This is a genomic window from Xanthomonas sp. NCPPB 1132, from assembly GCF_056629235.1.
In genome coordinates, this window is sequence record NZ_CM152819.1 from 4,123,339 (window position 1) to 4,145,076 (window position 21,738).

At 69.6% G+C, this 21,738-nt stretch carries 22 protein-coding genes; 5 read left to right on the forward strand and 17 right to left on the reverse strand.

Going from position 1 to position 21,738, the window contains the following annotated elements; translation table 11 throughout:
- Window positions 1-7: 7 nt before the first annotated feature.
- From hslU to AC1G9L_RS17870, 9 genes are all read right to left on the reverse strand, one after another.
- Window positions 8-1,372 carry an ATP-dependent protease ATPase subunit HslU gene (gene hslU, locus AC1G9L_RS17830; protein WP_017912058.1) on the reverse strand — a complete coding sequence of 455 codons (1,365 nt, stop codon included), beginning with the start codon at window positions 1,370-1,372 and terminating at the stop codon, window positions 8-10.
- 113 nt (window positions 1,373-1,485) lie between these two features.
- A complete protein-coding gene (gene hslV, locus AC1G9L_RS17835) occupies window positions 1,486-2,037 on the reverse strand; it encodes an ATP-dependent protease subunit HslV (protein WP_010341232.1) in 552 nt (183 codons plus the stop codon).
- A gap of 48 nt (window positions 2,038-2,085) precedes the next feature.
- Window positions 2,086-2,316 carry a DUF3079 domain-containing protein gene (locus tag AC1G9L_RS17840; protein WP_481069615.1) on the reverse strand — a complete coding sequence of 77 codons (231 nt, stop codon included), beginning with the start codon at window positions 2,314-2,316 and terminating at the stop codon, window positions 2,086-2,088.
- Window positions 2,317-2,416: 100 nt separating this feature from the next.
- Entirely contained in the window at window positions 2,417-3,289 is an 873-nt protein-coding gene (gene xerC, locus AC1G9L_RS17845) for a tyrosine recombinase XerC (RefSeq protein ID WP_010341230.1), read from the reverse strand.
- Between the two features lie 220 nt (window positions 3,290-3,509).
- Window positions 3,510-4,175: a DUF484 family protein gene (locus tag AC1G9L_RS17850; protein WP_481069616.1), complete on the reverse strand. Its 666-nt coding sequence runs from the start codon at window positions 4,173-4,175 to the stop codon at window positions 3,510-3,512.
- The gene (dapF, locus tag AC1G9L_RS17855; protein WP_019800160.1) at window positions 4,172-5,029 is read right to left on the reverse strand and encodes a diaminopimelate epimerase; all 858 of its coding nucleotides are present in this window, start codon (window positions 5,027-5,029) and stop codon (window positions 4,172-4,174) included. The genes AC1G9L_RS17850 and dapF overlap by 4 nt, the downstream gene beginning before the upstream one ends.
- Complete coding sequence (gene lptM, locus AC1G9L_RS17860) at window positions 5,022-5,273, reverse strand: LPS translocon maturation chaperone LptM (RefSeq protein WP_010341226.1); 252 nt, start codon at window positions 5,271-5,273, stop codon at window positions 5,022-5,024. The genes dapF and lptM overlap by 8 nt, the downstream gene beginning before the upstream one ends.
- Before the next feature lie 61 nt (window positions 5,274-5,334).
- A complete protein-coding gene (locus tag AC1G9L_RS17865; protein ID WP_017910007.1) occupies window positions 5,335-5,715 on the reverse strand; it encodes a YbaN family protein in 381 nt (126 codons plus the stop codon).
- Between the two features lie 536 nt (window positions 5,716-6,251).
- Window positions 6,252-8,342: a prolyl oligopeptidase family serine peptidase gene (locus AC1G9L_RS17870; protein WP_019799812.1), complete on the reverse strand. Its 2,091-nt coding sequence runs from the start codon at window positions 8,340-8,342 to the stop codon at window positions 6,252-6,254.
- Window positions 8,343-8,603: 261 nt separating this feature from the next.
- Here AC1G9L_RS17870 and AC1G9L_RS17875 point away from each other — a divergent pair, with 261 nt between their 5' ends.
- Window positions 8,604-9,815 carry a pyridoxal phosphate-dependent aminotransferase gene (locus tag AC1G9L_RS17875; RefSeq protein WP_019799813.1) on the forward strand — a complete coding sequence of 404 codons (1,212 nt, stop codon included), beginning with the start codon at window positions 8,604-8,606 and terminating at the stop codon, window positions 9,813-9,815.
- 9 nt (window positions 9,816-9,824) lie between these two features.
- On the opposite strand, the gene AC1G9L_RS17880 is transcribed toward AC1G9L_RS17875, so the two are convergent.
- The 3 genes from AC1G9L_RS17880 to AC1G9L_RS17890 all read right to left on the reverse strand — a co-directional run bounded on the left by AC1G9L_RS17880 (window position 9,825) and on the right by AC1G9L_RS17890 (window position 12,854).
- Window positions 9,825-10,304, reverse strand: coding sequence for a hypothetical protein (locus tag AC1G9L_RS17880; protein ID WP_019799814.1), 480 nt, complete (start codon window positions 10,302-10,304; stop codon window positions 9,825-9,827).
- A 75-nt stretch (window positions 10,305-10,379) separates the two neighbouring features.
- Window positions 10,380-12,485 (reverse strand): prolyl oligopeptidase family serine peptidase, encoded by a 2,106-nt coding sequence (locus tag AC1G9L_RS17885; protein WP_019799815.1) that lies wholly within the window; start codon window positions 12,483-12,485, stop codon window positions 10,380-10,382.
- A gap of 69 nt (window positions 12,486-12,554) precedes the next feature.
- The gene (locus AC1G9L_RS17890) at window positions 12,555-12,854 is read right to left on the reverse strand and encodes a hypothetical protein (RefSeq protein ID WP_104609526.1); all 300 of its coding nucleotides are present in this window, start codon (window positions 12,852-12,854) and stop codon (window positions 12,555-12,557) included.
- Window positions 12,855-12,979: 125 nt separating this feature from the next.
- Between AC1G9L_RS17890 and AC1G9L_RS17895 the strand changes: the two genes are divergently transcribed.
- The gene (locus tag AC1G9L_RS17895) at window positions 12,980-13,567 is read left to right on the forward strand and encodes a lipocalin family protein (protein WP_019801578.1); all 588 of its coding nucleotides are present in this window, start codon (window positions 12,980-12,982) and stop codon (window positions 13,565-13,567) included.
- A 237-nt stretch (window positions 13,568-13,804) separates the two neighbouring features.
- Window positions 13,805-14,221, forward strand: a complete 417-nt coding sequence (locus AC1G9L_RS17900; RefSeq protein WP_029561846.1) for a winged helix-turn-helix transcriptional regulator — start codon at window positions 13,805-13,807, stop codon at window positions 14,219-14,221.
- Between the two features lie 243 nt (window positions 14,222-14,464).
- On the opposite strand, the gene AC1G9L_RS17905 is transcribed toward AC1G9L_RS17900, so the two are convergent.
- On the reverse strand, window positions 14,465-15,436 hold the full coding sequence (locus AC1G9L_RS17905; protein WP_010341069.1) for a helix-turn-helix transcriptional regulator: 972 nt from the start codon (window positions 15,434-15,436) through the stop codon (window positions 14,465-14,467).
- Window positions 15,437-15,615: 179 nt separating this feature from the next.
- Between AC1G9L_RS17905 and AC1G9L_RS17910 the strand changes: the two genes are divergently transcribed.
- Both AC1G9L_RS17910 and AC1G9L_RS17915 read left to right on the forward strand, forming a co-directional pair.
- On the forward strand, window positions 15,616-16,410 hold the full coding sequence (locus AC1G9L_RS17910; RefSeq protein WP_019801577.1) for a DUF481 domain-containing protein: 795 nt from the start codon (window positions 15,616-15,618) through the stop codon (window positions 16,408-16,410).
- A gap of 280 nt (window positions 16,411-16,690) precedes the next feature.
- A complete protein-coding gene (locus AC1G9L_RS17915) occupies window positions 16,691-17,104 on the forward strand; it encodes an ester cyclase (protein ID WP_029561845.1) in 414 nt (137 codons plus the stop codon).
- Window positions 17,105-17,194: 90 nt separating this feature from the next.
- Here AC1G9L_RS17915 and hemC read toward each other — a convergent pair whose 3' ends face one another.
- The 4 genes from hemC to mdoH form a co-directional block, all read right to left on the reverse strand.
- Complete coding sequence (gene hemC / locus AC1G9L_RS17920) at window positions 17,195-18,118, reverse strand: hydroxymethylbilane synthase (RefSeq protein ID WP_420008971.1); 924 nt, start codon at window positions 18,116-18,118, stop codon at window positions 17,195-17,197.
- A gap of 58 nt (window positions 18,119-18,176) precedes the next feature.
- Complete coding sequence (locus AC1G9L_RS17925; RefSeq protein WP_019802402.1) at window positions 18,177-18,923, reverse strand: response regulator; 747 nt, start codon at window positions 18,921-18,923, stop codon at window positions 18,177-18,179.
- Between the two features lie 88 nt (window positions 18,924-19,011).
- A complete protein-coding gene (locus AC1G9L_RS17930) occupies window positions 19,012-19,677 on the reverse strand; it encodes a dienelactone hydrolase family protein (protein WP_019802401.1) in 666 nt (221 codons plus the stop codon).
- A 39-nt stretch (window positions 19,678-19,716) separates the two neighbouring features.
- Window positions 19,717-21,666 carry a glucans biosynthesis glucosyltransferase MdoH gene (mdoH, locus tag AC1G9L_RS17935; protein ID WP_481069617.1) on the reverse strand — a complete coding sequence of 650 codons (1,950 nt, stop codon included), beginning with the start codon at window positions 21,664-21,666 and terminating at the stop codon, window positions 19,717-19,719.
- Window positions 21,667-21,738: the final 72 nt, after the last annotated feature.

Consider the following 21,738-nt stretch of genomic DNA (forward strand, 5'->3'; position numbering starts at 1 on the left):
CCTGGGCCTACAGGATGTACCGGCTCAGGTCCGGATCCTGTACCAGTTCGCCCAGGTGCGCGTCGACATAGGCCGCGTCCACCGTGACGCTCTGTCCATCGCGGTCGGGGGCTTCGTAGCTCAGCGTGTCGAGCAGGCGCTCGAGCACGGTGTGCAGGCGCCGCGCACCGATGTTCTCCTGGCGCTCGTTGACCAGGAACGCGATCTCCGCCAGGCGCGCGATGGCGTCGTCGGTGAAGCGCAGGCTCACGCCCTCGGTCAGCAGCAGCGCTTCGTATTGCTTGGTCAGCGCCGCCTTCGGCTCGGTGAGGATGCGGATGAAGTCGTCCTTCGACAGCGCCGACAGCTCCACCCGGATCGGGAAGCGACCCTGCAGCTCCGGAATCAGATCGCTGGGCTTGGCCAGATGGAACGCGCCGGAGGCGATGAACAGGATGTGGTCGGTCTTGACCGTGCCGTACTTGGTGCTGACGTTGGACCCTTCCACCAGCGGCAGCAGATCGCGCTGCACGCCTTCGCGGGAGACGTCGCCGCCGGTGGCACCGGCCTCGCTGCGCTTGGCCACCTTGTCGATCTCGTCGATGAACACGATGCCGTGCTGTTCGCAGGCCTCGATCGCCGCGGCGCGCACGTCGTCCTCGTTGACCAGCTTGCCGGCCTCTTCCTCGATCAGCAGCGGCCGCGCGGCCTTGATGGTCAGCTTGCGCGACTGCGACTTGCCGCCGCCCAGGTTGGAGAACATCTGCCGCAGCTGCTGGCCCATTTCCTCCATGCCCGGCGGGGTCATGATGTCCATGCTGACGTTGACCGCGACATCCAGTTCGATCTCGCGCTCGTCCAGTTCGCCGGCACGCAGCATGCGCCGGAACTTGCTGCGGGTGTCGCTGTCCTGCGCCGACGGTTCGTTGCGCGCGGCTTCCGGATCGAAGCCGATGCCGGCGCTGCGCCGCGGCAGCAGCGCATCGAGGATGCGGTCTTCGGCGCGCTCCTCGGCCTGCGTGCGCACGCGGGTCTTGGCCTGCTCGCGGTACAGCTTGACCGCGGTATCGGCCAGGTCGCGCACGATCTGCTCCACGTCCTTGCCGACGTAGCCGACCTCGGTGAAGCGCGTGGCCTCGACCTTGACGAACGGCGCATTGGCCAGCGTCGCCAGGCGCCGCGCGATCTCGGTCTTGCCGACACCGGTGGGACCGATCATCAGGATGTTCTTCGGCATCACTTCGTTGCGCAGCGCATCGGGCAACTGCATGCGCCGCCAGCGGTTGCGCAGCGCGATCGCTACCGCGCGCTTGGCCTCGTGCTGGCCGACGATGTGGCGGTCAAGTTCCTGCACGATCTCGCGCGGGGTCATGGTGCTATGGGTATCGGTCATGGTCGGGAAATCGAAGAGGGAATCGGGAATGGAGAATCGGGAATGGGAAAGCAGGCGTCATCGTTAACGGAGACGAGAACCGCTGTTGCGATTCCCCAGTCCCCATTCCCGATTCACAGCTCTTCCACCACCACATTGCGATTGGTGTAGATGCAGATGTCGCCGGCGATGTTCAGTGCTTCGACGGCGATGGTGCGCGCGTCCAGCGTGGTGTGGCCGAGCAGCGCGCGTGCGGCCGACAGGGCGTAGGAGCCGCCGGAGCCGATGGCGATGATGCCGTCCTCCGGTTCGATCACGTCGCCGGTGCCGCTGATGATCAGCGAGGTCTCCTTGTCGGCCACCGCCAGCAGCGCCTCGAGCTTGCCAAGGCGGCGCTCGGTGCGCCAATCCTTGGCCAGTTCGACTGCGGCGCGGGTCAGTTGGCCGTGCTTCTCCAGCTTGGCCTCGAACAGCTCGAACAGGGTGAACGCATCGGCAGCGGCGCCGGCGAAGCCGGCCAGCACCTGGCCCTCGCGGCCGAGCCGGCGCACCTTGCGCGCATTGCCCTTCATCACGGTATGGCCCAGGGTCACCTGGCCGTCGCCGGCCACGGCGACGCGGCCATCGCGGCGTACCGACAGGATCGTGGTGGCGTGGAAAACATTGGGGTTCTGACTGGGATCCATGCGGCCTCCGGAGCGATGACTCAGGTGTGGGGGCTGGCGGCGCGCGGTTCAAGCGTCGCCGCGAGCCGATGGGTCATCGCCGAGCCAGGCATGCGCCGGCCGCGCCGGATCGACGGCGATGCCCCAGGCAAGATGCCAATCTTCGCCCTCGGTCTCGATCGGATGCGGGGTGCGTCCGGCCCCATTGCCGCAGGCCAGATCGTTTGCCGCGCAATCGCGGTCGCAGCCCCAGCACAGCGGTTCGGGGTGGCGCGGCGCCAACGGGAAGGGTTTGGCCATCGGTGCGCCCTCGCGACGTGGGAGCGCAGTGTCGTACTGAGTGGGCCGGTGTGCCTTGATCGAGAACAAGCGCAGTGCGGTGCTGGCCGCGATGCAGCGCTCAGGACTTGCGCTTGGCGCGCGGGTGGGCCGCGTCGTAGACCTTGGCCAGGTGCTGGAAATCCAGGTGGGTGTAGATCTGCGTGGTGGCGATGTCGGCATGGCCGAGCAGTTCCTGCACGCCACGCAGGTCGCCGGAGGATTCCAGGATGTGGCTGGCGAAACTGTGCCGCAGCATGTGCGGATGCACATGCTTGAACAGGCCCTGGCGCCCGGCCAGTTGCTTGATGCGGATCTGTACCGCACGCGCACCGATCGGTGCCCCGCCACGGCCCGGGAACACCGGCGCAGCAGCCTCGCCCCGGCTCTCCTCGCGCCACGCCAGCAGCGCGCTGCGCGCGTGCGAGCCGACCGGCACCAGCCGCTGCTTGTTGCCCTTGCCCAGCACACTGACCATGCCGGCGACGAAATCCAGATCGCGCCAGCGCAGCGCGCACAGTTCGCTCAGGCGCAGGCCGGAGGAATAGAACAACTCCAGCAGTGCGCGATCGCGCAGGCCCAGCGGCGCATCGGTCGGCACTTCGACCAGGCGCACCGCCTCGTCGGCGTCGAGCACCTGCGGCAGCTTGCGCGGTGCCTTCGGCGCGCGCAGTGCCGCGGCCGGGCTGGTGGCGATGTGACCGTGCTTGAGCAGCCACGCATAGAAACTGCGGCACGCCGACAGGCGCCGCTGCAGGCTCTTGGGCGACAGCCCGCGACGGTGTTCGGCGGCGATGAAGTTGCGCAGTTGCGCGGCATCGAGCGCGGCCGGTTCGCCGAGCAGGTTGGCCGCCGCCCACGCCTCCAGTGCCGCCAGGTCGCGCCGGTACGCGTCCAGGGTATGCGCGGACATGCGCCGCTCGACCTGCAGGTAGGCGAGGAAGGCCGGGATCATGCGCCGCGACCGAGGTGCGCCGGATGTCGGGTCGCCGTCCTCGCAGCGCAAGGCGATCGCCTTGCGAGGGAGTTTTGCTGGCGTGCCCGCTGCCATGTCGCGACAGCAGCGGCGGGACGCCGCGCGGGACGGACCACGGCGGCGGCGCAGCGCAGGCGCACCGCAGCGGCGGCAAGGTCATCCCGGGTTGCGGGCCCGGGGCTCCGCGTCCCGGCCCGGCTCATCGCTGCAACGCCACCGCCAGCGCTTCGCCCATCATGCGCAGGAACAAGGTGCCCATGCCGGGATAGAACCGGTTCGGGTCGCGGCTGCCGACCGCGATCAGGCCCAGGCCCGGCAGCGGCAGCAGCGCGGTGGATTGCACCTCGTCCACGCGCTCGCCGTACAGCAGCGCCTGCTTTTCCGGTTGCAGGCGGCCGCAGATCGGCTCGCCGTCCTTCAGGCAATCGCGGAACGGCGCCAGCCGCGCATCGTCGGCCGCCAGCACCTGCAGCCACGGCGCCTGCTCCAGGCCGGGCAAGGGCTGCAGCAGCACGATGCTGACCAGGTCGCCCTGGAAATCCTCCTGCAGCGATGCGGCCATCGCGCGCACGCTGTCGGCAGCGCTGTGCTGACGCATCAACGCCAGGGTCAACTGATGGGTGCGCACCGCCAGCCGTTCGTTGACCTGCGCATTGGCGGCCAGATCGGCCAGCCGCCGCGACAGTTCGCGGTTCTTGTCGCGCAGCACTTCCAGCTGGTAGCTGGCCAGCGACGCGGTCGGGCCGTCGTCGCGCGGTACCACCAGGGTCAGCGCCAGGTCGGGAAACTGCTTGAGGAAGCCGGGATGGCGCCGCAGCCACGCCGCCACCTCGTGCGCACCGAGCTTGTCGTGGCTGTGGCTCATCGGATCCATTCTCCATCGAAGACGAACGTCGCCGGCCCGGACATCACCACCGGTGCGTTGTCGTCCGGCCACTGCACGCGCAGCTCGCCGCCGGGCAGGCTGACGCGCACGTCGCGCTCGACCCGGCCGCGCTGCATCATCACCGCGGCGGCCGCGCAGGCGCCACTGCCGCAGGCCAGGGTCTCGCCGACACCGCGCTCGTACACGCGCAGGCGCAGGTGGCCGCGGTCGATCACCTGCACGAAACCGACGTTGACTGAATCCGGGAACGAGGCGTGCTGCTGCAGCAACGGCCCCAGGCGCTCCACCGGCGCCGCATCGACCAGGCCCACTTCCAGCACCGCGTGCGGGTTGCCCATCGACACCGCGCCAAAGCGCACGCTGCCGCCCTGCAGCGGCAGCACGTACTCCTCGCGTGCGCGCGGGAAGCCGACCAGCGGCACGTCTTCGGGCGCGAAGCGCGGCACGCCCATCGCCACGGCGAATTCGCCGGTGGCGCTGCGGGTGATGTGGTGACTGCCGGCGGGGCTTTCGATGACGAAATCGTCCGTAGCGGGCGCACTGCCGTCGCGTACCAGCCAGGCCGCGACGCAGCGCGCGCCGTTGCCGCATTGTCCGGCGGCGCTGCCGTCGGTGTTCCAGATGCGGTAGCTGGCCACGGCCGCGACATCGCGCGGCGCCTCGATGGTCAGGATCTGGTCGCAACCGACGCCGAAGTGGCGGTCGGCCAGACGCTTCGCCAGTGCGGCATCCGGCGGCGGGGTGCCGTCGCGCAGGTCGAGCACCACGAAATCGTTGCCCGCGCCCTGCATCTTGCTGAAACGCAGGCGCGCGGCGTGGCGGGCCTCACTCATTCCCATTGGTGGGCGTGGTGGTGTCGTTGGCCGGCGGGCGCTGCCCGTCCACCGGCTGCGCCTGCCCGGCGGGATCGGTGGTCGCCGGCGGCGTCGCGTCCGGTGCGGGCGTAGCGGGTGCGGCTTCCACCGGCACCGGCTTCTGCGGCATCACCAGCGGGCCCTTGTTGCCGCAGCCGGCCAGGGCCAGCAGCGCAGCGGCGGAGAGGACGAGACGGATCGGAGAAGAGGACGATGTGCTCATGCCCCGAGTATAGCCATACCGCCATGAACCGGCTGTGCCGCGGTCGCAGGCCGCGGCGCGCTCACGCGCGCGGCGGTTCCGGCCGCCACCACAGCCACAGCGCCACCGCGCTCATGCAGCCGATCGCCAGCACCTGCACCCACAGCCGGTGCACGAACAGCAGCAGCACCAGCGCGCACGCGGCCATGGTCAGCGTCGCCATCCACTTGCCGCGGCGGCTGACCGCGCCATGCCGTTCCCAGTCGCGGATGCTGCGGCCGAAGCGCGGATCGCGCAGCAGGCGCCGGCGCAGCCGCGGCGAACCGCGCGCGGCAGCATAGGCGGCGATCAGCACGAACACCGTGGTCGGCAAGCCCGGCACGAAGATGCCGACGATGCCGGTCGCCAGGCTGGCATAGGCCAGCAGCCACCAGGCCCAGCGGAAACGGGAGTGCGTGCGCATGGCGGCATGATAAGCCTGCGCTGGCGCGGGCAGGCGCCAACCGTCTGTCGACGCGACCGAGGTAGCCGTGCGGCAGCGGCTGTGGGAGCAGCTTCGGCCGCGATGGAAGAAGCCACCGGTGCGTCCGACTTTTTGCAGTCGGGACTGAAGTCCCTCCCACAAAGAGTGACCAAGCCGCCAGCACCACTGCCGGCTCTCTCGCGGCGATCAGGCGTTCCGTCCACCGTCCACCGTAGGAGCGGCTTCAGCCGCGACGCGCGAAGCCTTCGGCTTGTCCGACCTCCGCGCAGTCGGGACCGAAGTCCCTCCCACAAGGCAGTGCCAAGCCGTCAGCGCTGCTGCATGGCATGGCGCATCCGCCATCGACCCTTCTGGTCCGACTCGGCCGCCATGCTCACGGTGGGAGCGGCTTCAGCCGTGACGCGTGAAGCCACAGGCCATCCGCCATCCAACCAAACATCGGGATGGGCCGGCCTCACGCCAGCCACCCCACCTGCGCCTCGGCCAGCCCACAGGCCAGCCGAGGCGTTCGGCCCTCACTTGGCCGGCTGCTCCACGCCCATCTGGTCCAGCATGAAGGCATAGGACTCGGCCATTTCGCGGTAGCGACGGAAACGGCCGGACTTGCCGCCGTGACCGGCTTCCATGTTGACGCGAAACACGATCGGCTGGCTGCCGGTGTCGTTCTCGCGCAGCTTGGCCACCCACTTGGCCGGCTCCCAGTACTGCACCTGCGAATCCCACAGGCCGGTGCCGACGTACATCGCCGGGTAGGCCTGGCGGGTGACGTTGTCGTAGGGCGAGTAGCTGAGCATGTAGTCGTAGTACGTCTTCTGCTCGGGATTGCCCCACTCGTCGTACTCGTTGGTGGTCAGCGGGATGCTCGGGTCGAGCATGGTGGTGACCACGTCCACGAACGGCACCTGCGCCACCAGGACGCGGTAGTCCTTGGGCGCCATGTTCGCCACCGCGCCCATCAGCAGGCCGCCGGCGCTGCCGCCGGCCGCGGCCACGCGGTCAGGCGCGGCGTAGCCCTGCTGCACCAGCCCGCGGGTGACGTCGATGAAGTCGGTGAAGGTGTTCTTCTTGTGCAGCAGCTTGCCCTGGTCGTACCAGTCGCGGCCCATCTCCTGGCCGCCGCGGATGTGCGCAATGGCGTAGACCACGCCGCGGTCGAGCAGGCTCACCACCGGCAGGTTGAACGCCGGGTCGGTGGACATGCCGTAGCTGCCGTAGGCGTACTGGTACAGCGCGGCGCTGCCGTCCTTCTTGAAACCCTTCTTGTAGACCAGCGACACCGGCACCTTGACCCCGTCGCGCGCGGTCACCCAGACGCGTTCGGTCTGGTACTTGCTGGCGTCGTAGCCGATCACCGGCTGCTGCTTGAGCAGCTTGCGCTCGCCGGTGCGGGTGTTGAGTTCGTAGGTGGTGGCCGGAGTGGTCAGCGAGGTGTAGCTGTAGCGCAGCCACGGCGTGTCGGGCTCGGCGTTGATCGACAGACCCATCGAATACGCCGGCTCGTCGGCCTTGACGTACTCCTCCTTGCCGTCGGCGAAGTGCAGGCGGATCCGCTCCAGGCCGTCGGAGCGCTCGGCGATGGCGGTGAAGCCGTCGAACAGCTCGAAGCCGTCGATGAACACCTTCTCGTCGTAGGGCAGCCAGCTCTGCCACTGGCTGCGCGACGTGGCGCCGTCGGGCGCGGTCATCAGCGCGTAGTTCTTGGCCTTCCAGTTGGTGCGGATCACCCAGCGGCCGTCGAAGTGGTCGGCGTGGTACTCGACGTCGCGCTCGCGCGGCGCCAGCACGGTGAAGCGCTGCGGATCGGCGGCCGGCGCGTAGCGCTGCTCGGAGGACACGGTGCTTTCGACGCCGATGACGATGTACTTGTCGTCGCGGGTGCGGCCCACGCCCATGTAGAAGCTGTCGTCCTTTTCCTCGTAGACCAGGACGTCCTGCGCGGCCGGGGTGCCCAGCACGTGCTTCTTGACCCGCACCGTCAGCAGCGTCTCCGGGTCGTTCTCGACGTAGAACAGGGTCTTGTTGTCGTCGGCCCAGACCACGTCCGGCGACACGCCGGGGATGCGGTCGGCGTAGACCTCGCCGGTGTCCAGGTTCTTGAAGCGCACCACGTACTGGCGGCGGCCGACGTCGTCCTCGGTCCAGGCCAGAATGCGGTTGTCCTGGCTGACCGCGGCGTCGCCGACGCTGAAATAGCCCTTGCCGGCGGCCATGCTGTTGACGTCGAGCAGGATCTCTTCCGGCGCCTCCATGCTGCCCTTGCGGCGCGCCTGGATCGGGTAATCCTTGCCGCTCTCGTAGCGGGTGTAATACCAGTAGCCGCGCTCGCGGTACGGCACGCTGCTGTCGTCCTGCTTGATGCGGCCGACGATCTCCTCGTACAGCCGGTCTTCCAGCGGCTTGAGCGGCTTCAGCACCTGGTCCGCGTAAGCGTTCTCGGCATTGAGATACGCCAGCATCTGCGGATTCTTGCGCGCGTCGTCGCGCAGCCAGTAATAGGCGTCCTGGCGGACGGCGCCGAACGGCGCCTTGACCGTGTGCGGCTGCTTGGCCGGATGCGGCGGGGTGGCCGCGGCGGCGGAGGCGGAGGAAGCGAAGGAGGCGGTCATGAGCAGGACGAGGCTCGCTAGCAAGGGGCGGTGAGGCATCTAATGGGGCTCCGGCGGCGGTAACGCAACGGGACGCGCCGCCCGACCCGGGACGGCGGCAGCGGGCGGGCGCCGCGCAGTGCCGGCCGAGTCTCCCTGCAACGCTGCGCCGTGGCAAGCGTGCAGAGCGGCATGGGTGCGATGCGGCACGGCACCGCCGCTTCGCAAACCCGCCGGACATCGCTAACACGCGCGAAAGCACGCTCCTCTATCATCGGCGGCATGGCTTCCCTTCCCGGCGACACCCTCAGCGCCTCGCCCGCCGCGTCCGGCTACAGCCAGCGCAGCCGCGAGATCGAACCCTTCCACGTGATGGCCTTGCTGGCCCGCGCCAACGAACTGGAACACGCCGGCCACGACGTGATCCACCTGGAAATCGGCGAGCCGGACTTCACCACCGCCGCGCCGATCATTGCTGCCGGCCAGGCCGCGCTGGCTGCCGGCCATACCCGCTACACTGCTGCGCGCGGCCTGCCGGCCCTGCGCCAGGCGCTGGCGGACTTCTACCGGCAGCGCCACGACGTCGACCTGGACCCGGCGCGCATCCTGATCACCCCCGGCGGCTCCTGCGCGCTGCTGCTGGCCAGCGCGCTGCTGGTCGACCCCGGCCGCCACTGGCTGATGGCCGACCCCGGCTACCCATGCAATCGCCATTTCCTGCGCCTGGTCGAAGGCGCCGCGCAGCTGGTGCCGGTGGGCCCGGACAGCCGCTACCAGTTGACCCCGGAGCTGCTGCAGCGGCACTGGAACGCCGACAGCGTCGGCGCCCTGGTGGCCTCGCCGGCCAACCCCACCGGCACCGTGCTGTCGCGCGCCGAACTGGCCGCACTGTCGCAGACGCTGCGTGCCCGCGGCGGGCACCTGGTGGTGGACGAAATCTACCATGGCCTGAGCTACGGCATCGAGGCACCCAGCGTGCTGGAGGTCGACGACGACGCCTACGTGCTCAACAGCTTCTCCAAGTACTTCGGCATGACCGGCTGGCGCCTCGGCTGGCTGGTGGCGCCGCGCGCGGCAGTGCCGTCGCTGGAGAAGCTGGCGCAGAACCTGTACATCAGCGCGCCCAGCATCGCCCAGCACGCGGCGCTGGCCTGCTTCCTGCCGGAAACGCTGCAGATCCTGGAAGCACGCCGCGCCGAGTTCGCCCAGCGCCGCGACTATCTGCTGCCGGCGCTGCGTGCGCTCGGCTTCCGCATCGACGTCGAACCGGAAGGCGCGTTTTACCTGTACGCCGACGTCTCCGGGTTCACCGACGACGCGCAGACCTTCTGCGCGCACTTCCTGGAGACCGAGCACGTCGCGTTCACCCCAGGCGTGGATTTCGGCCGACACCGTGCCGGCCAGCACGTGCGCATCGCCTATACCCAGAACCTGCCGCGGCTGCAGGAAGCGGTGGCGCGGATCGCGCGCGGGTTGGGGCGCTGGGTGCGTTGACGCATCGCGTCAGGCGTCGCATCCCACCAGGTCGAAGAACTGCCGCGCACTCGGCTCGCGCTGCTGTGCAGGTGCCCGGTACCACAGCAGTTGCCGCAAGTCCGGCACCAGGAAATGCGCAGGCGCCGGCGTGCCGCGGCGCGGCACGCCATCGAGCAGATCGTACGCAGCATCGGCGCCGAGATACTCGGCCTCGCCGAGCGGGCGGTCACCGCCGTCGGGAGAAGGCGGCTGCCAGCCGGGCTGGGTCGGATCGGCGATGGACACCAGGGTCTGGCGTCCATCGCTGCCGCCGTCGGCAGGCAGGAACCAATGATCGTGGCCGCTGCGCGTGGAGTGCAGGCGCAGCGCCAGGTGTGCAGGCCAGTCCGGTCCGCTGTCCACCGCCACGAAACGCGCCGTGAGCGTGGGATCGTGGCGCAACGCGTAATGCGCGTGTTCGACCGTGCACTGGCTGGCCGCCAGCGCGAGCACCAGACTGACCATCATGACCACGCCTCCGCATGCGACACGCAGGAACCCGTGCGGTGATCCGCGCCCCGACCGGGACGCGGACCGCACCACTCACTTGGACAACCGCTCCCACAGGAAGCTGTACGCCAGCGCCTGCATGTGCGCAGCTTGCGCATTGTTGGCTGCACCGCCATGACCGCCTTCGATGTTCTCGTAGTAGGTCACGTCCTTGCCGGCGTCGATCATCTTCGCCGCCATCTTCCGCGCATGGCCCGGATGCACGCGGTCGTCGCGGGTGGAGGTCAGGAAGATCACCGGCGGATAGGCCTTCTTCGGGTCGAACAGGTGGTACGGCGAGAAGGTCTGGATGAACTTCCAGTCGTCGGTGTCCGGGTTGCCGTACTCGGCCATCCACGAGGCGCCGGCCAGCAGGTGGCTGTAGCGCTTCATGTCCAGCAGCGGCACCTGCACCACCACCGCGCCGAACAGCTGCGGGTACTGCATCAACATGTTGCCGGCCATCAGCCCGCCGTTGCTGCCGCCCTGCACGCCCAGGTGCTTGGCCGAGGTGATCTTGCGCGCGACCAGGTCCTGCGCCACCGCCGCCATGTCCTCGTAGGCCTTGTGCCGGTTCTGCTTCAGCGCCGCCTGGTGCCAGCGCGGGCCGTACTCGCCGCCGCCGCGGATGTTGGCCAGCGCGTACACGCCGCCCTGGTCGAGCCAGGCGCGGCCGAGGCTGCCGGAGTAGAACGGGGTCATCGAGATCTCGAAGCCGCCGTAGGCGTACAGCAGGGTCGGCGCGCTGCCGTCGGCCTTGAGCTGCTTGGGCCGGACCAGGAAGTACGGCACCTTGGTGCCGTCCTTCGACACCGCGAAGTGCTGCTCGATCTCGTCCTTGGACGCGTCGAAGAAGCTCGGCATCGCCTTCAGCGTCTCGATGCTCTTCGGCCCGCGCTGCACGTCGGCCAGCATCAGCGTGGTCGGGGTCAGGAAGTCGGTGGAGGTCAGCCACACCTGGTCGTTCTCGTCGGCATCGACCGCATCGACGCTGGTGCTGCCGAAGGCCAGGTCGCCGACCGGGAACGCCGTGCGCGCCCACTCGCCCTCGCCCGGGGTCAGCACCCACAGCCGGCTCTTGACGTCGTCGAGCACGTTCAGCACCAGCCGCGACTTGGTCCAGGCGAAGGACGCCAGCGAGGCGGTCTCGGTCGGCGTGAACAGCACCTGGAAGTCGCGCTTGCCGGCCATGAAGTCGTCGAACCTGGTCGCCAGCAGCGCACCGGCCGGGTAGGTCGTGCCACCCACCGTCCACGGATCGCGCAGTTCCAGGGTCAGCCACTGGCGGTGCACGCCCTTGTTGGCCGAGTTGGGCACGTCGATCTTGGTCAGGCGGCCGTCGGCGCCGCGCAGGTACATCTCGTCGTTGTAGAAGGCCAGCGTGCGGCTGACGAAATCGCGCTCGTAGCCGGGCGTGTCGTCGTGCATCGCGGCGATGTACATGTCGTCCGGCTTGCCCTCGTAGACCAGCGTGGCGCTGCTCATCGGGGTACCGCGCTTCCACTGCTTGACGATGCGCGGGTAGCCGGAGCTGGTCAGCGAGCCGGGGCCGAAGTCGGTGTACAGATAGACGGTGTCGGCATCGATCCAGCTCAGCCCGCCCTTGGCCTCGGGACGGAAGAAGCCGTCCTTGATCCACTGCTTGCTGCCCAGGTCGAACTCGCGGGTCACGTCGGCGTCGGCGCCGCCGCGCGACAACGCGATCAGGCAACGCGTGTAGTCCGGGCGCAGGCAGTTGGCGCCATGCCACACCCAGTTCTCGCCCTCGGCCTTGTTCAGTGCGTCCAGGTCCAGCACCGTCTCCCACTTCGGCTCGGGCTTGCGGTATTCCTCGAGCGTGGTGCGACGCCACAGGCCGCGCTCGTGGGCGCGGTCCTTCCACAGGTTGTAGTAGTACGGGCCGATCTTCTGCACGGCCGGGATCTTGGCGTCCGAATCCAGCACCTCGCGGATGCCGGTCTCGCGGGCCTTGAACGCCGGGGTCTCGGTCAGCCGCGCCTCGGTCTTGGCGTTCTGCGCCTTGACCCAGTCCAGCGCCTTGGTGCCGGTGACGTCTTCGAGCCAGGCATAGGGATCTTGGGGCATCGCGGTTTCCTTGGCCGCGGCGGTGCCGGCGGTGAGCAGGCCGGCGAGCAGGCAGGCATGTGCGAGTGGGGACATTGGTTCGGATCCGGGAAGGACAGCGCCGCACCGTAGCATGGGGTCCTCGCCGCCCTCCCCTGCCGAAGGTCAGGCAGGACGCGCCGCGCGCGCCGCCGGTCCGCGCCGCCGTGCCTGCGCCCGCGGCCGGGCCCGCCACTGCCCCCACAGGCGGCGCAGCGGCGGCAACGGGAAGCGGTGCAGGGCCCACCAGGCGCTCAGCGGCATGCCCAGCAACCACAGCGGCCGCCAGCCCAGCCATTCGCTGTGGCCGCGCGCGGCCGGCCATACCAGGACCAGGGCCAGCCCGGCCAGGATCGCCTGGCGCAGCAGGCGACGCAGGCCGGGGTGCGGGACGTGGCGGCGCGGGGAGGACGGAACGATCGGCATGACGGCAGCTCCTGGAAGTCGAGGCGTGCAGGGTGCCGCCGGGACATCTCAGGGGCTGCGACGCATCATTGACATGGCGCACGCGCATACTTCACCGGCGTTCGCCCTTCGCCCCGGAATCTCCTATGCGCCTGCTTTCCCTGTTCGCTTCCGTGCTGCTGCTGGGCATGGCCGTCCCATTGCCGACGGCCCGCGCCAAGGCGCCGGATCCGGAACAGGAGCCGGCGCAGCCGCCGATCGACCTGCAGCGCTTCATGGGCCGCTGGTACGTGATCGCCCACATCCCCTACTTTGCCGAGCGCGGCCACGTCGCCAGCAGCGACGAGTACACCCTCAAGGAAGACGGCAAGATCGCGGTGCGCTACGAGTACCGCAACGGCTTCGACGAGCCGGTCAAGGAGCTCAACTCGCGCGCCACGGTCAAGGAGGGCACCGGCAACCGCCGCTGGACCACCTGGTTCTTCAGGATGGTGCCCACCAAGTACCGCATCCTGGAAGTGGCGCCGGACTATTCCTGGGCGCTGATCGACTACCCCGGCCGCGACCTGGCCTGGGTGTTCGCACGCTCGCCGGACATGAGCCACAAGCAGTACCGCGAACTGGTCGACAAGCTGGACCACCAGTACGGGGTCAACATCGACAAGCTCAAGCGCGTGGCGCAGCGCCGCGACCAGGTCGGCAAGCTCGGCTTCGAAGTGCCGAACAAGCCCTGAGGCAGCCACCAGAGTCGGGCAACGCGCCGCGCGCACGCGACCGCGCCGCACCGACGCACTCCGGCACGCCCGAGCCCGGTCCAGCCGCTCGAACAACGCCATCGCGATCCCCCCCACGCCGCCACGCCATCGCACCGGCGTGGCCTGCACCGTCACCACGATCATCCTTCGCTCAGCGAAGCGCCCGCCGCGGCCCGTATGATCGGCAGCGCCCTCCCCCACAGACAGGTGCATCGCGTGGCCAGCGTCCTCTCCGAACCTCTCGACGAAGCGCCGCGCAGTTGCGCGGACGCAAGCCTGCTGCGCGGCCAGGTGTTCGCGCAGAACTGCCCTTCCCGCGCCGTGTTGAGCCACGTCACCAGCCGCTGGGGCGTGCTGGTGCTGGTGGCGTTGCGCAAGGGCACCCATCGCTTCGGCGACCTGCGCCGCAGCCTGGAAGGCGTCAGCGAGAAGATGCTGTCGCAGACCCTGCAGGCGCTGGAGGCGGACGGCCTGGTGCAGCGCACCGCCTATCCGGTGGTGCCGCCGCACGTGGAGTACGACCTGACCCCGCTCGGCGCGGAAGCCGCGGCCCACGTGCACGCGCTGGTGGACTGGATCGAGCGCAACATCGGCGTGATCCTGGGCGGCGGCGCGCCGCTGGATGCGGCGTAGCGGGGAGACCTCCAGGATGCAACGGGCATGGTGCGGCACTGCCACGGTCGCGGCTGAAGCCGCTCCTACGACGGCGGCCGCTGCGTTGCGCGACAAGCGACTGCCTCCCGCACCAGTGCACGCCTCGGCGGCGACGCCAATTTCCCCGTAGGAGCGGCTTCCGCCGCGACGTGCCATGTCGGCCACGCCGGTCGCAGATGAAGCCATTCCTGCACGGGCCATCGCGCCGCGCACAGCGGCGCCTCAGTCGTCGCTGTAGTTGCTCAGCGCCAGCGACAGCAGCGCCTTGGCCTGCTCGCGCAGCGAGCGCGGCTCCACGATCTCCGCATCGGAGCCGTAGTGCAGCACGTCCATCAGCAGTTCGCGCGAGACGCTGTAGGGCACCTTCAGTTCGTAGCGGCCATCGGCCAGGAACCGGCCCTGCTGCTTGGAATGCCAATGCTCGTCGGCGACCCAGCGCGCGGCCTTGGGGCTGAACACGATGGTGGCCCAGCCCTTGGGCGCGCCGGAAAAGATGCCGTAGCTGGCCGCCAGCTGCGAATCCAGCTCGGCATCGGCCACGTCCTGCGCCGGCTGGTCGAGCAGGCGCGCATGGTTGATGCGGTCCACCGCGAAGCTGCGCACCGCGTCGCGGCCATGGTCCCAGGCGTCCAGGTACCAGTTGTCGCGGTAGTGGGTGATGCGCTGCGGCGACACCGTGCGCTTGGTCGATTCGTCGGTGGAGCGGGCGCGGTAGTCGAAGGACAGGCGCTTGCGCTCCAGCACTGCCGAGGCGACGGTGCGGAAACTGGCTTCGTCGAGCTTGCGGCCGCGATGCGGGATCACCCGCACCCGCTCCACCGGCCAGTGGGTCGCCCCGGCCTGGGCGGCGAGCAGGCTCTCGATGCGCTGCTGCAGCGGCGCCAGCACCGAGGACAGCACCCCGCCCCCGGTGCGCGCCAGCAGTTGCTGCGAGGCCAGCAGCGCGTGCAGCTCCTCCGAACTCAGCCACAGGCCCGGCAGCTCGAAACGGTCGCTCTCGCCGGATTCGTAGCGGAAGCCGGCCTCGCCGTCGCCCTCCACCGGCGCCATCAGCGCATCGCGCAGGAAGGCCAGATCGCGGTAGACGGTGGCGCGGGAGCAGCCCAGTTCGTCCTGCAGCCGCGCCACCGTCACCGGGTAGCGCGCGGACTTGAGCAGGCGGTGCAGTGCGTTGATGCGTTCGTAGCGGTCCATGGTCCCGATTATGTCTGAGTCGCGGGCGGAAAACGCCTGCCGGCATGGCGGCCGATGCAGCGCCCGAACCGCCGATGAAGCCGGCGTCCCCGGCCGGCCGGGGTGTCATGTGGATCCGGTATGATGAAATCGTTTCCATTTCGTTAGCCGAAGGCTGCGTCCTCATCCCCGGAGAAGCCATGTCCCGCCGCACCACCCTCGTATCCGCCATCGCCATGTTGCTGCTGAGCACGTCCCCGGCCTGGGCCGCCGACGTCGCCACCTCACCGACAGCCACGGACCCGGCCAGTTCGCCGTGGAGCGGATCGGGCGAACTGGGCTTCGCGTCCTCGCACGGCAACAGCAGCAACGAAAGCCTCAACGGCCGCCTGAAGGGACAGTACGTGGACGGCGACTGGATCCACAGCCTGGACCTGCTCGCCCTGCACGCCAGCGCCGAGTACGTCGACACCAATCCCGACGGCACCACCACGCGCAAGCGCCAGACCACCTCCAACCGCTACACCGGCAGCGCCGGCAGCGCGCTGCAACTCGGCGAGCACCGCCAGCTGACCGCCTCGCTGCGCTACGAGCGCGACGACTTCGCCACCTACGACCGCCTGGCGACGATCGGCATCGGCTACGGCACCCGGATCATGGACGGCGACCGCCGCAGCATCGACGTGCAGATCGGTCCCGGCGTGCGCCGCGCCCACGACGTGGTCGAGAACCGCACCGAGACCGGCCTGATCGGCCGCGGCCTGGTCGACTTCAAGTATGGCCTGACCAGCAATACCGAACTGGGCAACACCCTGCTGGTCGAATCCGGCGCGTACAACACCTTCGCGCAGAACGATCTGGGCATTTCGGTCAGCATGAACGAGCGCCTGGCGCTGAAGGCCGGCTGGCAGGCGCGCTACAACAGCGACGTCAGCGACGACAAGAAGAAGACCGATACCCTGGCCACAATGAACCTGGTCTACAAGTTCAAGTGAGCGGGGAGTGGGAAGTCGTGAGAGGGAATTGGTAAAGGCAGGGATGCCGGGTTCGGCGACAGGGCGGTGCCGGTCGCCGCGCGGTTTCGCCCATTCCGAAAGGCGTGACGGCCCGTTACTCGATCTGCCAGCCCTGCAGGACGTGTGAACACCCTTGCCCAATGGTGGAGTTCACCGGGCGCGTCCTTTTGAAGGATGCGCCATCGGGAAGCAGCACCGCCCCCGCGACCGTTAGGATGTCCAGTACCACTGTATGGCCGTGTTCGAAACGGAGGCTGTGATGACCGTATCCGATCCAAAGACGGTGGTTCGCCGCTTCAACAAAGAGGTGATCGAAGGCGGTGATCGCGCCGCATTCGAGGCGCTGATGGCGCCGGGGTTCGTCAATCGCTCCGCTCCGCCCGGCGCTCCTGCAGGAAGCGAGAGCATGTGGAGCACCTTCCATGACATTCTCCGGCCCGCACTGGCCGGATTGACGGTGACGATCCACGACCAGGTCGCCGAGGGCGACAAGGTGACGACCCGCAAGACCGTGTCGGGCAGGCACACCGGGACGCTGTTCGGGGTGGAACCGACTGGAAAGACGGTCAGCATCGAGGTGATCGACATCGTCCGGGTCGAGAACGGCCGCTATGTCGAGCATTGGGGCCTCAACAACCTGCCGACCGTGCTCGCTGGCTTGCAGCGCGCGTAGGAGCGGCTTCAGCCGCGACCGGCCTTCCCGGGAACGCCCATCGCGGCTGAAGCCGCTCCTACGGGGAATCGCACGGAGCGGTGGGCACCCTCAGGCCGGCAGATCGACATCCAGCAGTTCGCGCGCGCCGGCGCCGAGCAGAGCCTCGGCCACGGCCTGGCCCAGCGCCTCCGGATCCTGGGCGCTGCGCTGCAGTTCCGCGCGCACCAGGCGCCCGTCGGCAACGCCGCCGACCAGGCCCTGCAGCAGCAGGTCCTCGCCGCGCCATTGCGCGAAGGCGGCCACCGGGACGTGACAGCTGCCGTGCAGGGCGCGGTTCATCGCCCGCTCCGCCTCCACGCAGCGGCGGGTCGGCGCGTCGTCCAGCGCGGCGAACAGCGCCAGCGCGGCGCTGGCGTCCTCGCGGCATTCCACCGCGATCGCGCCCTGCGCCGGCGCCGGCAACCAGTCCGGCGCCTGCAGGCGCTGGGTGATGCGCCCCTCCAGGCCCAGCCGCTGCAGGCCGGCGCAGGCCAGCACGATGCCGTCGTAGCCGCCGTTGTCGAGCTTGGCCAGGCGCGTGTTGACGTTGCCGCGCAGGTCCAGCAGTTCCAGGTCCGGGCGCCGCGCGCGCAGTTGCGCCTGCCGCCGCAGCGAGGAGGTGCCGACGCGCGCACCCAGCGGCAGCGCGTCCAGCGAGGCGTAGAGGTTGGAGATCAGCGCATCGGCCGGATCGGCGCGCGGCAGGATCGCCGGCAGCACGAACGGCCGGTCCAGTTCCATCGGCACGTCCTTGAGCGAATGCACCGCGCAATCGGCCTCGCCACGCAGCATCGCCAGCTCCAGTTCCTTCAGGAACAGGCCCTTGCCGCCGATCGCCGCCAGCGAGCGGTCCAGGACTTCGTCGCCGCGGGTGCTCATCGGCACCAGCACCACGTCCAGGTGCGGGTGCGCGCGGCGCAGGCAGGCGGCGACATGCTCGCTCTGCCACAGGGCGAGCGGGCTCTTGCGGGTAGCGATGCGCAGGATCTTCATGCGCACATTATCGCGGAAAGCCGCGGTCCGCCGCTGCACGCGCGCGGTCCATGCGGCATCAGCGCTGGTGGATCTCCTTGCGCAGCTGCGCCACGCAGCGCCGGCTGACCTCCAGCGGCTGCTTGCCATGGCGCAGCACCGCCTGCACCTGGCCCTCGCCGAGCCGGCGCAGTTCCACCAGTTCGTGGCGCGCGACCAGGCAGTTGCGGTGGATGCGCACGAAGCGTTCGGCGAATTCCTCCTCCAGCGCGCGCAGCGATTCCTCGATCAGGTCCTCGCCGCGGGCGTGGTGCACCACCACGTACTTTTCCTCGGCCTGCAGATAGCGGATGTCGTCGACCGGGATCAGCCGCAGGCTGCCGCGCAGGCGCGCACACAGGTGACTGCGCCGCTGCGGCGCTGGCGCGGCCGCATCGCCGTTGACGCGGCCGGCCATGAAGGTGCGGGCGCGCTGCAGGGCCGCGGCCAGGCGCTCGGCGCGCACCGGCTTCATCAGATAGTCGATCGCCGCCGCCTCGAACGCAGACAGCGCATGCGCATCGTAGGCGGTGCAGAACACCACCGCCGGGCGTGGCTCGAAGGTGGCCAGGTGGCGTGCGGCCTCCAGGCCGTCGAGCCCGGGCATGGCGATGTCCAGCAGCACCAGGTCCGGTCGCGCCGCGGCGCAGGCGTGCAGCGCGTCCATGCCGTTGTCGGCTTCGGCCACCACTTCCACGCCGGCATGCGCGGCCAGCAGCGTGCGCAGGCGTTCGCGCGCCAGGGGTTCGTCGTCGGCGATCAGCACCTTCACCCAGGTCTCCCTCACTCGACTGGCGTGCGCTGCGGCCGATACTAGCCCCGGTTCAGGGCGCCCGCCACGGGTATCGCACCACGCCGCCACGCGGCCGGCATCCTCAGTTGCCGGTGAGGCAGGCGTCCATCCAGTCGCCCAGGTCGGCGATTTCCTCGGCGCAGACCTGATGCGCCATCGGGTAGCGTCGCCACTGCACCGGCATGCCCAGCGCCTGCAGGGTCTGCGCGGTGCGCTCGGCGTAGGGCTGCGGGATCACCGGATCGCCCTGGCCGTGGGCCATGAACAGCGGTTGCCGCAGGGCCGCCGGGGCGTGCCAGCGGGCGACGCTCTCCAGTTCCGGCAGATAGGTGGACAGGCCGATCAGACCGGCCAGCGGCCGCTCGCGGCGCAGGCCGGCGGCCAGGGTGATGGCCCCGCCCTGGGAAAAGCCGGCCAGCAGCAGGCGCTCGGCCGGCACGCCGCGCGCGTCCTCGCGTGCGATCAGCGCCTCGACCTGGGCCACCGATTCGGCGACGCCGGCGCTGTCGGCGCGGTTGGAGAAGTCCATGCTGACGATGTCGTACCAGGCGCGCATGCGCACGCCATTGTTGACCGTCACCGGCCGCACCGGGGCGTGCGGGAACACGAAACGCAGCGCCGGCCAGTGCGGCCGCACCAGCTCCGGCACCAGCGGGGCGAAGTCGTTGCCGTCGGCGCCCAGGCCGTGCAGCCACAGGACGGTCCAGGTCGGCGCGGCGCCGGTCTCGTGTTCCACTGTCTCCAGCATGTCGGTTCCCGATGAATGAGGCGGGATAGTATGCCGGCCTCAGCCCTGGGCCTGCGCCTCGGCCTCGGCCCGGCGTGCGGCGGCCTCGCGGCGCAGTTCGGCGGCGCGCAGCAGCACCGCCGGCGGCTGCGACTCTTCGGGAATGGCGAGGATGCGCAACTTGCGCAGCCACAGGCCGGCGGCGCGCGAGGAGCTGATCGCCACCACCGGCACCGCCAGCGCCATGCCGATCACCACCGGCGCCATCCATGCCGCCAGCGACGGCGACACGGCATAGGCCATACCGCCCATCAGCAGGCCGAACGCGCTGAGTCCGCCGTAGCTGCGCAACAGCGCCGACCACGAAATGCGCCCGTCGTCGCGCTGCTGCGCGTCCCAGCCCGAGTCCTTGCCGGCCAGCACCTCGGCCACGCCACGCGACTGCACGTACATCACCACCGGCGCCATCAGCGCGGCCAGCAGCGTTTCCAGCAGCATGCTCACGAAGGCGCGCACCCCGCCGCCGCAGCCACGGCGTTCGCCGGGCTTGAGCAGCATCGCGAAATAGCCCATCACCTTGGGCGCCAGCAGCACGAACATGGTCACCGCGAACACCCAGGCCACCCGCGTGGAATCCTGCTGATGCCAGTAGCGCGCCGGCGAGAACGGCGAGATCACCGAGGCGACCAGGTCGAACCCGCCGTTCTGCAGCGGAATGGCGATGCCGATCAGCATCAGCATGCCCCACATCGGCGCGGTGAAATAATGGCCGATGCCGATCAGCATGTGCATGCGGCTGACCCAGTGCAGGCCGCGCGCGCGCACCACCTTGGAGTGCTGCAGGTTTCCCTGGCACCAGCGGCGGTCGCGCACCAGCAGGTCGGTCAGCGTCGGCGGGCCTTCCTCGTAGCTGCCCTGCAGGTACGGCACCATGTGCATGGCCCAGCCGCCGCGGCGCATCAGCGCCGCCTCGACGAAATCGTGGCTGAGCACGTGGCCGCAGAACGGCTTGCGCCCGGGCAGCGACGGCAGGCCGGCCTGCGCGGCGAAGGCCTCGGTGCGGATCATCGCGTTGTGGCCCCAGTAGTTGCTTTCCGAACCGTGCCACCAGGCCACGCCGAAGGCGATCACCGGGCCGTAGACGCGGCCGCCGAACTGCTGCATGCGCGCGAACAGCGTATTGCCGTTGACCACTTCCGGCAGGGTCTGGATCAGGCCGACATCGGGGTTGGCCTCCATGCCGGCGGCCAGGCGCACGATGCTGTCGCCGGTCATCAGGCTGTCGGCGTCCAGGATCAGCATCTGCGGATAGGCGCCGCCGAAGCGGCGCACCCAGTCGGCGATGTTGCCGGCCTTGCGCCCGGCGTTGCTGGCGCGGCGCCGGTAGAACAGCCGGCCGTGGCCGCCGACGCGCTCCACCAGTTCGGCGTACACCTTTTCTTCCTCCGCGCCGATCGCCGGGCGCGTGGTGTCGCTGAGAATGAAGAAATCGAAGCGCTCGATCTGGCCGGTGGCCTCCACCGATTCGTAGATCGCCTGCAGGCCGGCCATCAGCCGGTGCGGGTCCTCGTTGTAGGTGGGCATCAGCAGCGCGGTGCGGTTGCGCACGACCGGCAGCGGCGCGTCGGGGTCGATGCCGAGCTTGCGGCCCTTGCCGAACACCAGGGTGAAGAAGCCAGCCAGGGCGCTGACGAAGGACAGCGCGATCCAGGCGAACAACGGGATGAACAGCACCATCAGGCAGGCTTCGAGCACGCTCACGCCGCCGATCAGCAGTACCTTGCAGATCAGCCAGCTGGCGTAGGCGGTCATCGCTGCGGTGGTGCCAAACACATAGAAACGTCGCCAGCCGATTCCCATCGGGGTGCTGGGCAGGCGCTTGTTGCGCAGCTTGCCTTCCTGCAGCGACTGCAGCGGCATGGCCAGCGGCGCTTCGGGCGGCAGCACCGCCTGGCCGGCATCCAGGGGAGTATCGACGTGCACGGCCGTTGTGGGGGCGACCGCGCTCATGCGATCCGCCGATCGCGTCCGGCGCCGCAGCGCCATCGGGAAGTGCCGCGGGCGGCCGGCGCGGCGGATGCC

Excerpts from the sequence above, each read along its gene's own strand:
- hslU (WP_017912058.1), bottom strand. The coding sequence starts at position 1,372 with ATGACCGATACCCATAGCACCATGACCCCGCGCGAGATCGTGCAGGAA.
- hslV (WP_010341232.1), bottom strand. The coding sequence starts at position 2,037 with ATGGATCCCAGTCAGAACCCCAATGTTTTCCACGCCACCACGATCCTG.
- AC1G9L_RS17840 (WP_481069615.1), bottom strand. The coding sequence starts at position 2,316 with ATGGCCAAACCCTTCCCGTTGGCGCCGCGCCACCCCGAACCGCTGTGC.
- xerC (WP_010341230.1), bottom strand. The coding sequence starts at position 3,289 with ATGATCCCGGCCTTCCTCGCCTACCTGCAGGTCGAGCGGCGCATGTCC.
- AC1G9L_RS17850 (WP_481069616.1), bottom strand. The coding sequence starts at position 4,175 with ATGAGCCACAGCCACGACAAGCTCGGTGCGCACGAGGTGGCGGCGTGG.
- dapF (WP_019800160.1), bottom strand. The coding sequence starts at position 5,029 with ATGAGTGAGGCCCGCCACGCCGCGCGCCTGCGTTTCAGCAAGATGCAG.
- lptM (WP_010341226.1), bottom strand. The coding sequence starts at position 5,273 with ATGAGCACATCGTCCTCTTCTCCGATCCGTCTCGTCCTCTCCGCCGCT.
- AC1G9L_RS17865 (WP_017910007.1), bottom strand. The coding sequence starts at position 5,715 with ATGCGCACGCACTCCCGTTTCCGCTGGGCCTGGTGGCTGCTGGCCTAT.
- AC1G9L_RS17870 (WP_019799812.1), bottom strand. The coding sequence starts at position 8,342 with ATGACCGCCTCCTTCGCTTCCTCCGCCTCCGCCGCCGCGGCCACCCCG.
- AC1G9L_RS17875 (WP_019799813.1), top strand. The coding sequence starts at position 8,604 with ATGGCTTCCCTTCCCGGCGACACCCTCAGCGCCTCGCCCGCCGCGTCC.
- AC1G9L_RS17880 (WP_019799814.1), bottom strand. The coding sequence starts at position 10,304 with ATGATGGTCAGTCTGGTGCTCGCGCTGGCGGCCAGCCAGTGCACGGTC.
- AC1G9L_RS17885 (WP_019799815.1), bottom strand. The coding sequence starts at position 12,485 with ATGTCCCCACTCGCACATGCCTGCCTGCTCGCCGGCCTGCTCACCGCC.
- AC1G9L_RS17890 (WP_104609526.1), bottom strand. The coding sequence starts at position 12,854 with ATGCCGATCGTTCCGTCCTCCCCGCGCCGCCACGTCCCGCACCCCGGC.
- AC1G9L_RS17895 (WP_019801578.1), top strand. The coding sequence starts at position 12,980 with ATGCGCCTGCTTTCCCTGTTCGCTTCCGTGCTGCTGCTGGGCATGGCC.
- AC1G9L_RS17905 (WP_010341069.1), bottom strand. The coding sequence starts at position 15,436 with ATGGACCGCTACGAACGCATCAACGCACTGCACCGCCTGCTCAAGTCC.
- AC1G9L_RS17910 (WP_019801577.1), top strand. The coding sequence starts at position 15,616 with ATGTCCCGCCGCACCACCCTCGTATCCGCCATCGCCATGTTGCTGCTG.
- AC1G9L_RS17915 (WP_029561845.1), top strand. The coding sequence starts at position 16,691 with ATGACCGTATCCGATCCAAAGACGGTGGTTCGCCGCTTCAACAAAGAG.
- hemC (WP_420008971.1), bottom strand. The coding sequence starts at position 18,118 with ATGAAGATCCTGCGCATCGCTACCCGCAAGAGCCCGCTCGCCCTGTGG.
- AC1G9L_RS17930 (WP_019802401.1), bottom strand. The coding sequence starts at position 19,677 with ATGCTGGAGACAGTGGAACACGAGACCGGCGCCGCGCCGACCTGGACC.
- mdoH (WP_481069617.1), bottom strand. The coding sequence starts at position 21,666 with ATGAGCGCGGTCGCCCCCACAACGGCCGTGCACGTCGATACTCCCCTG.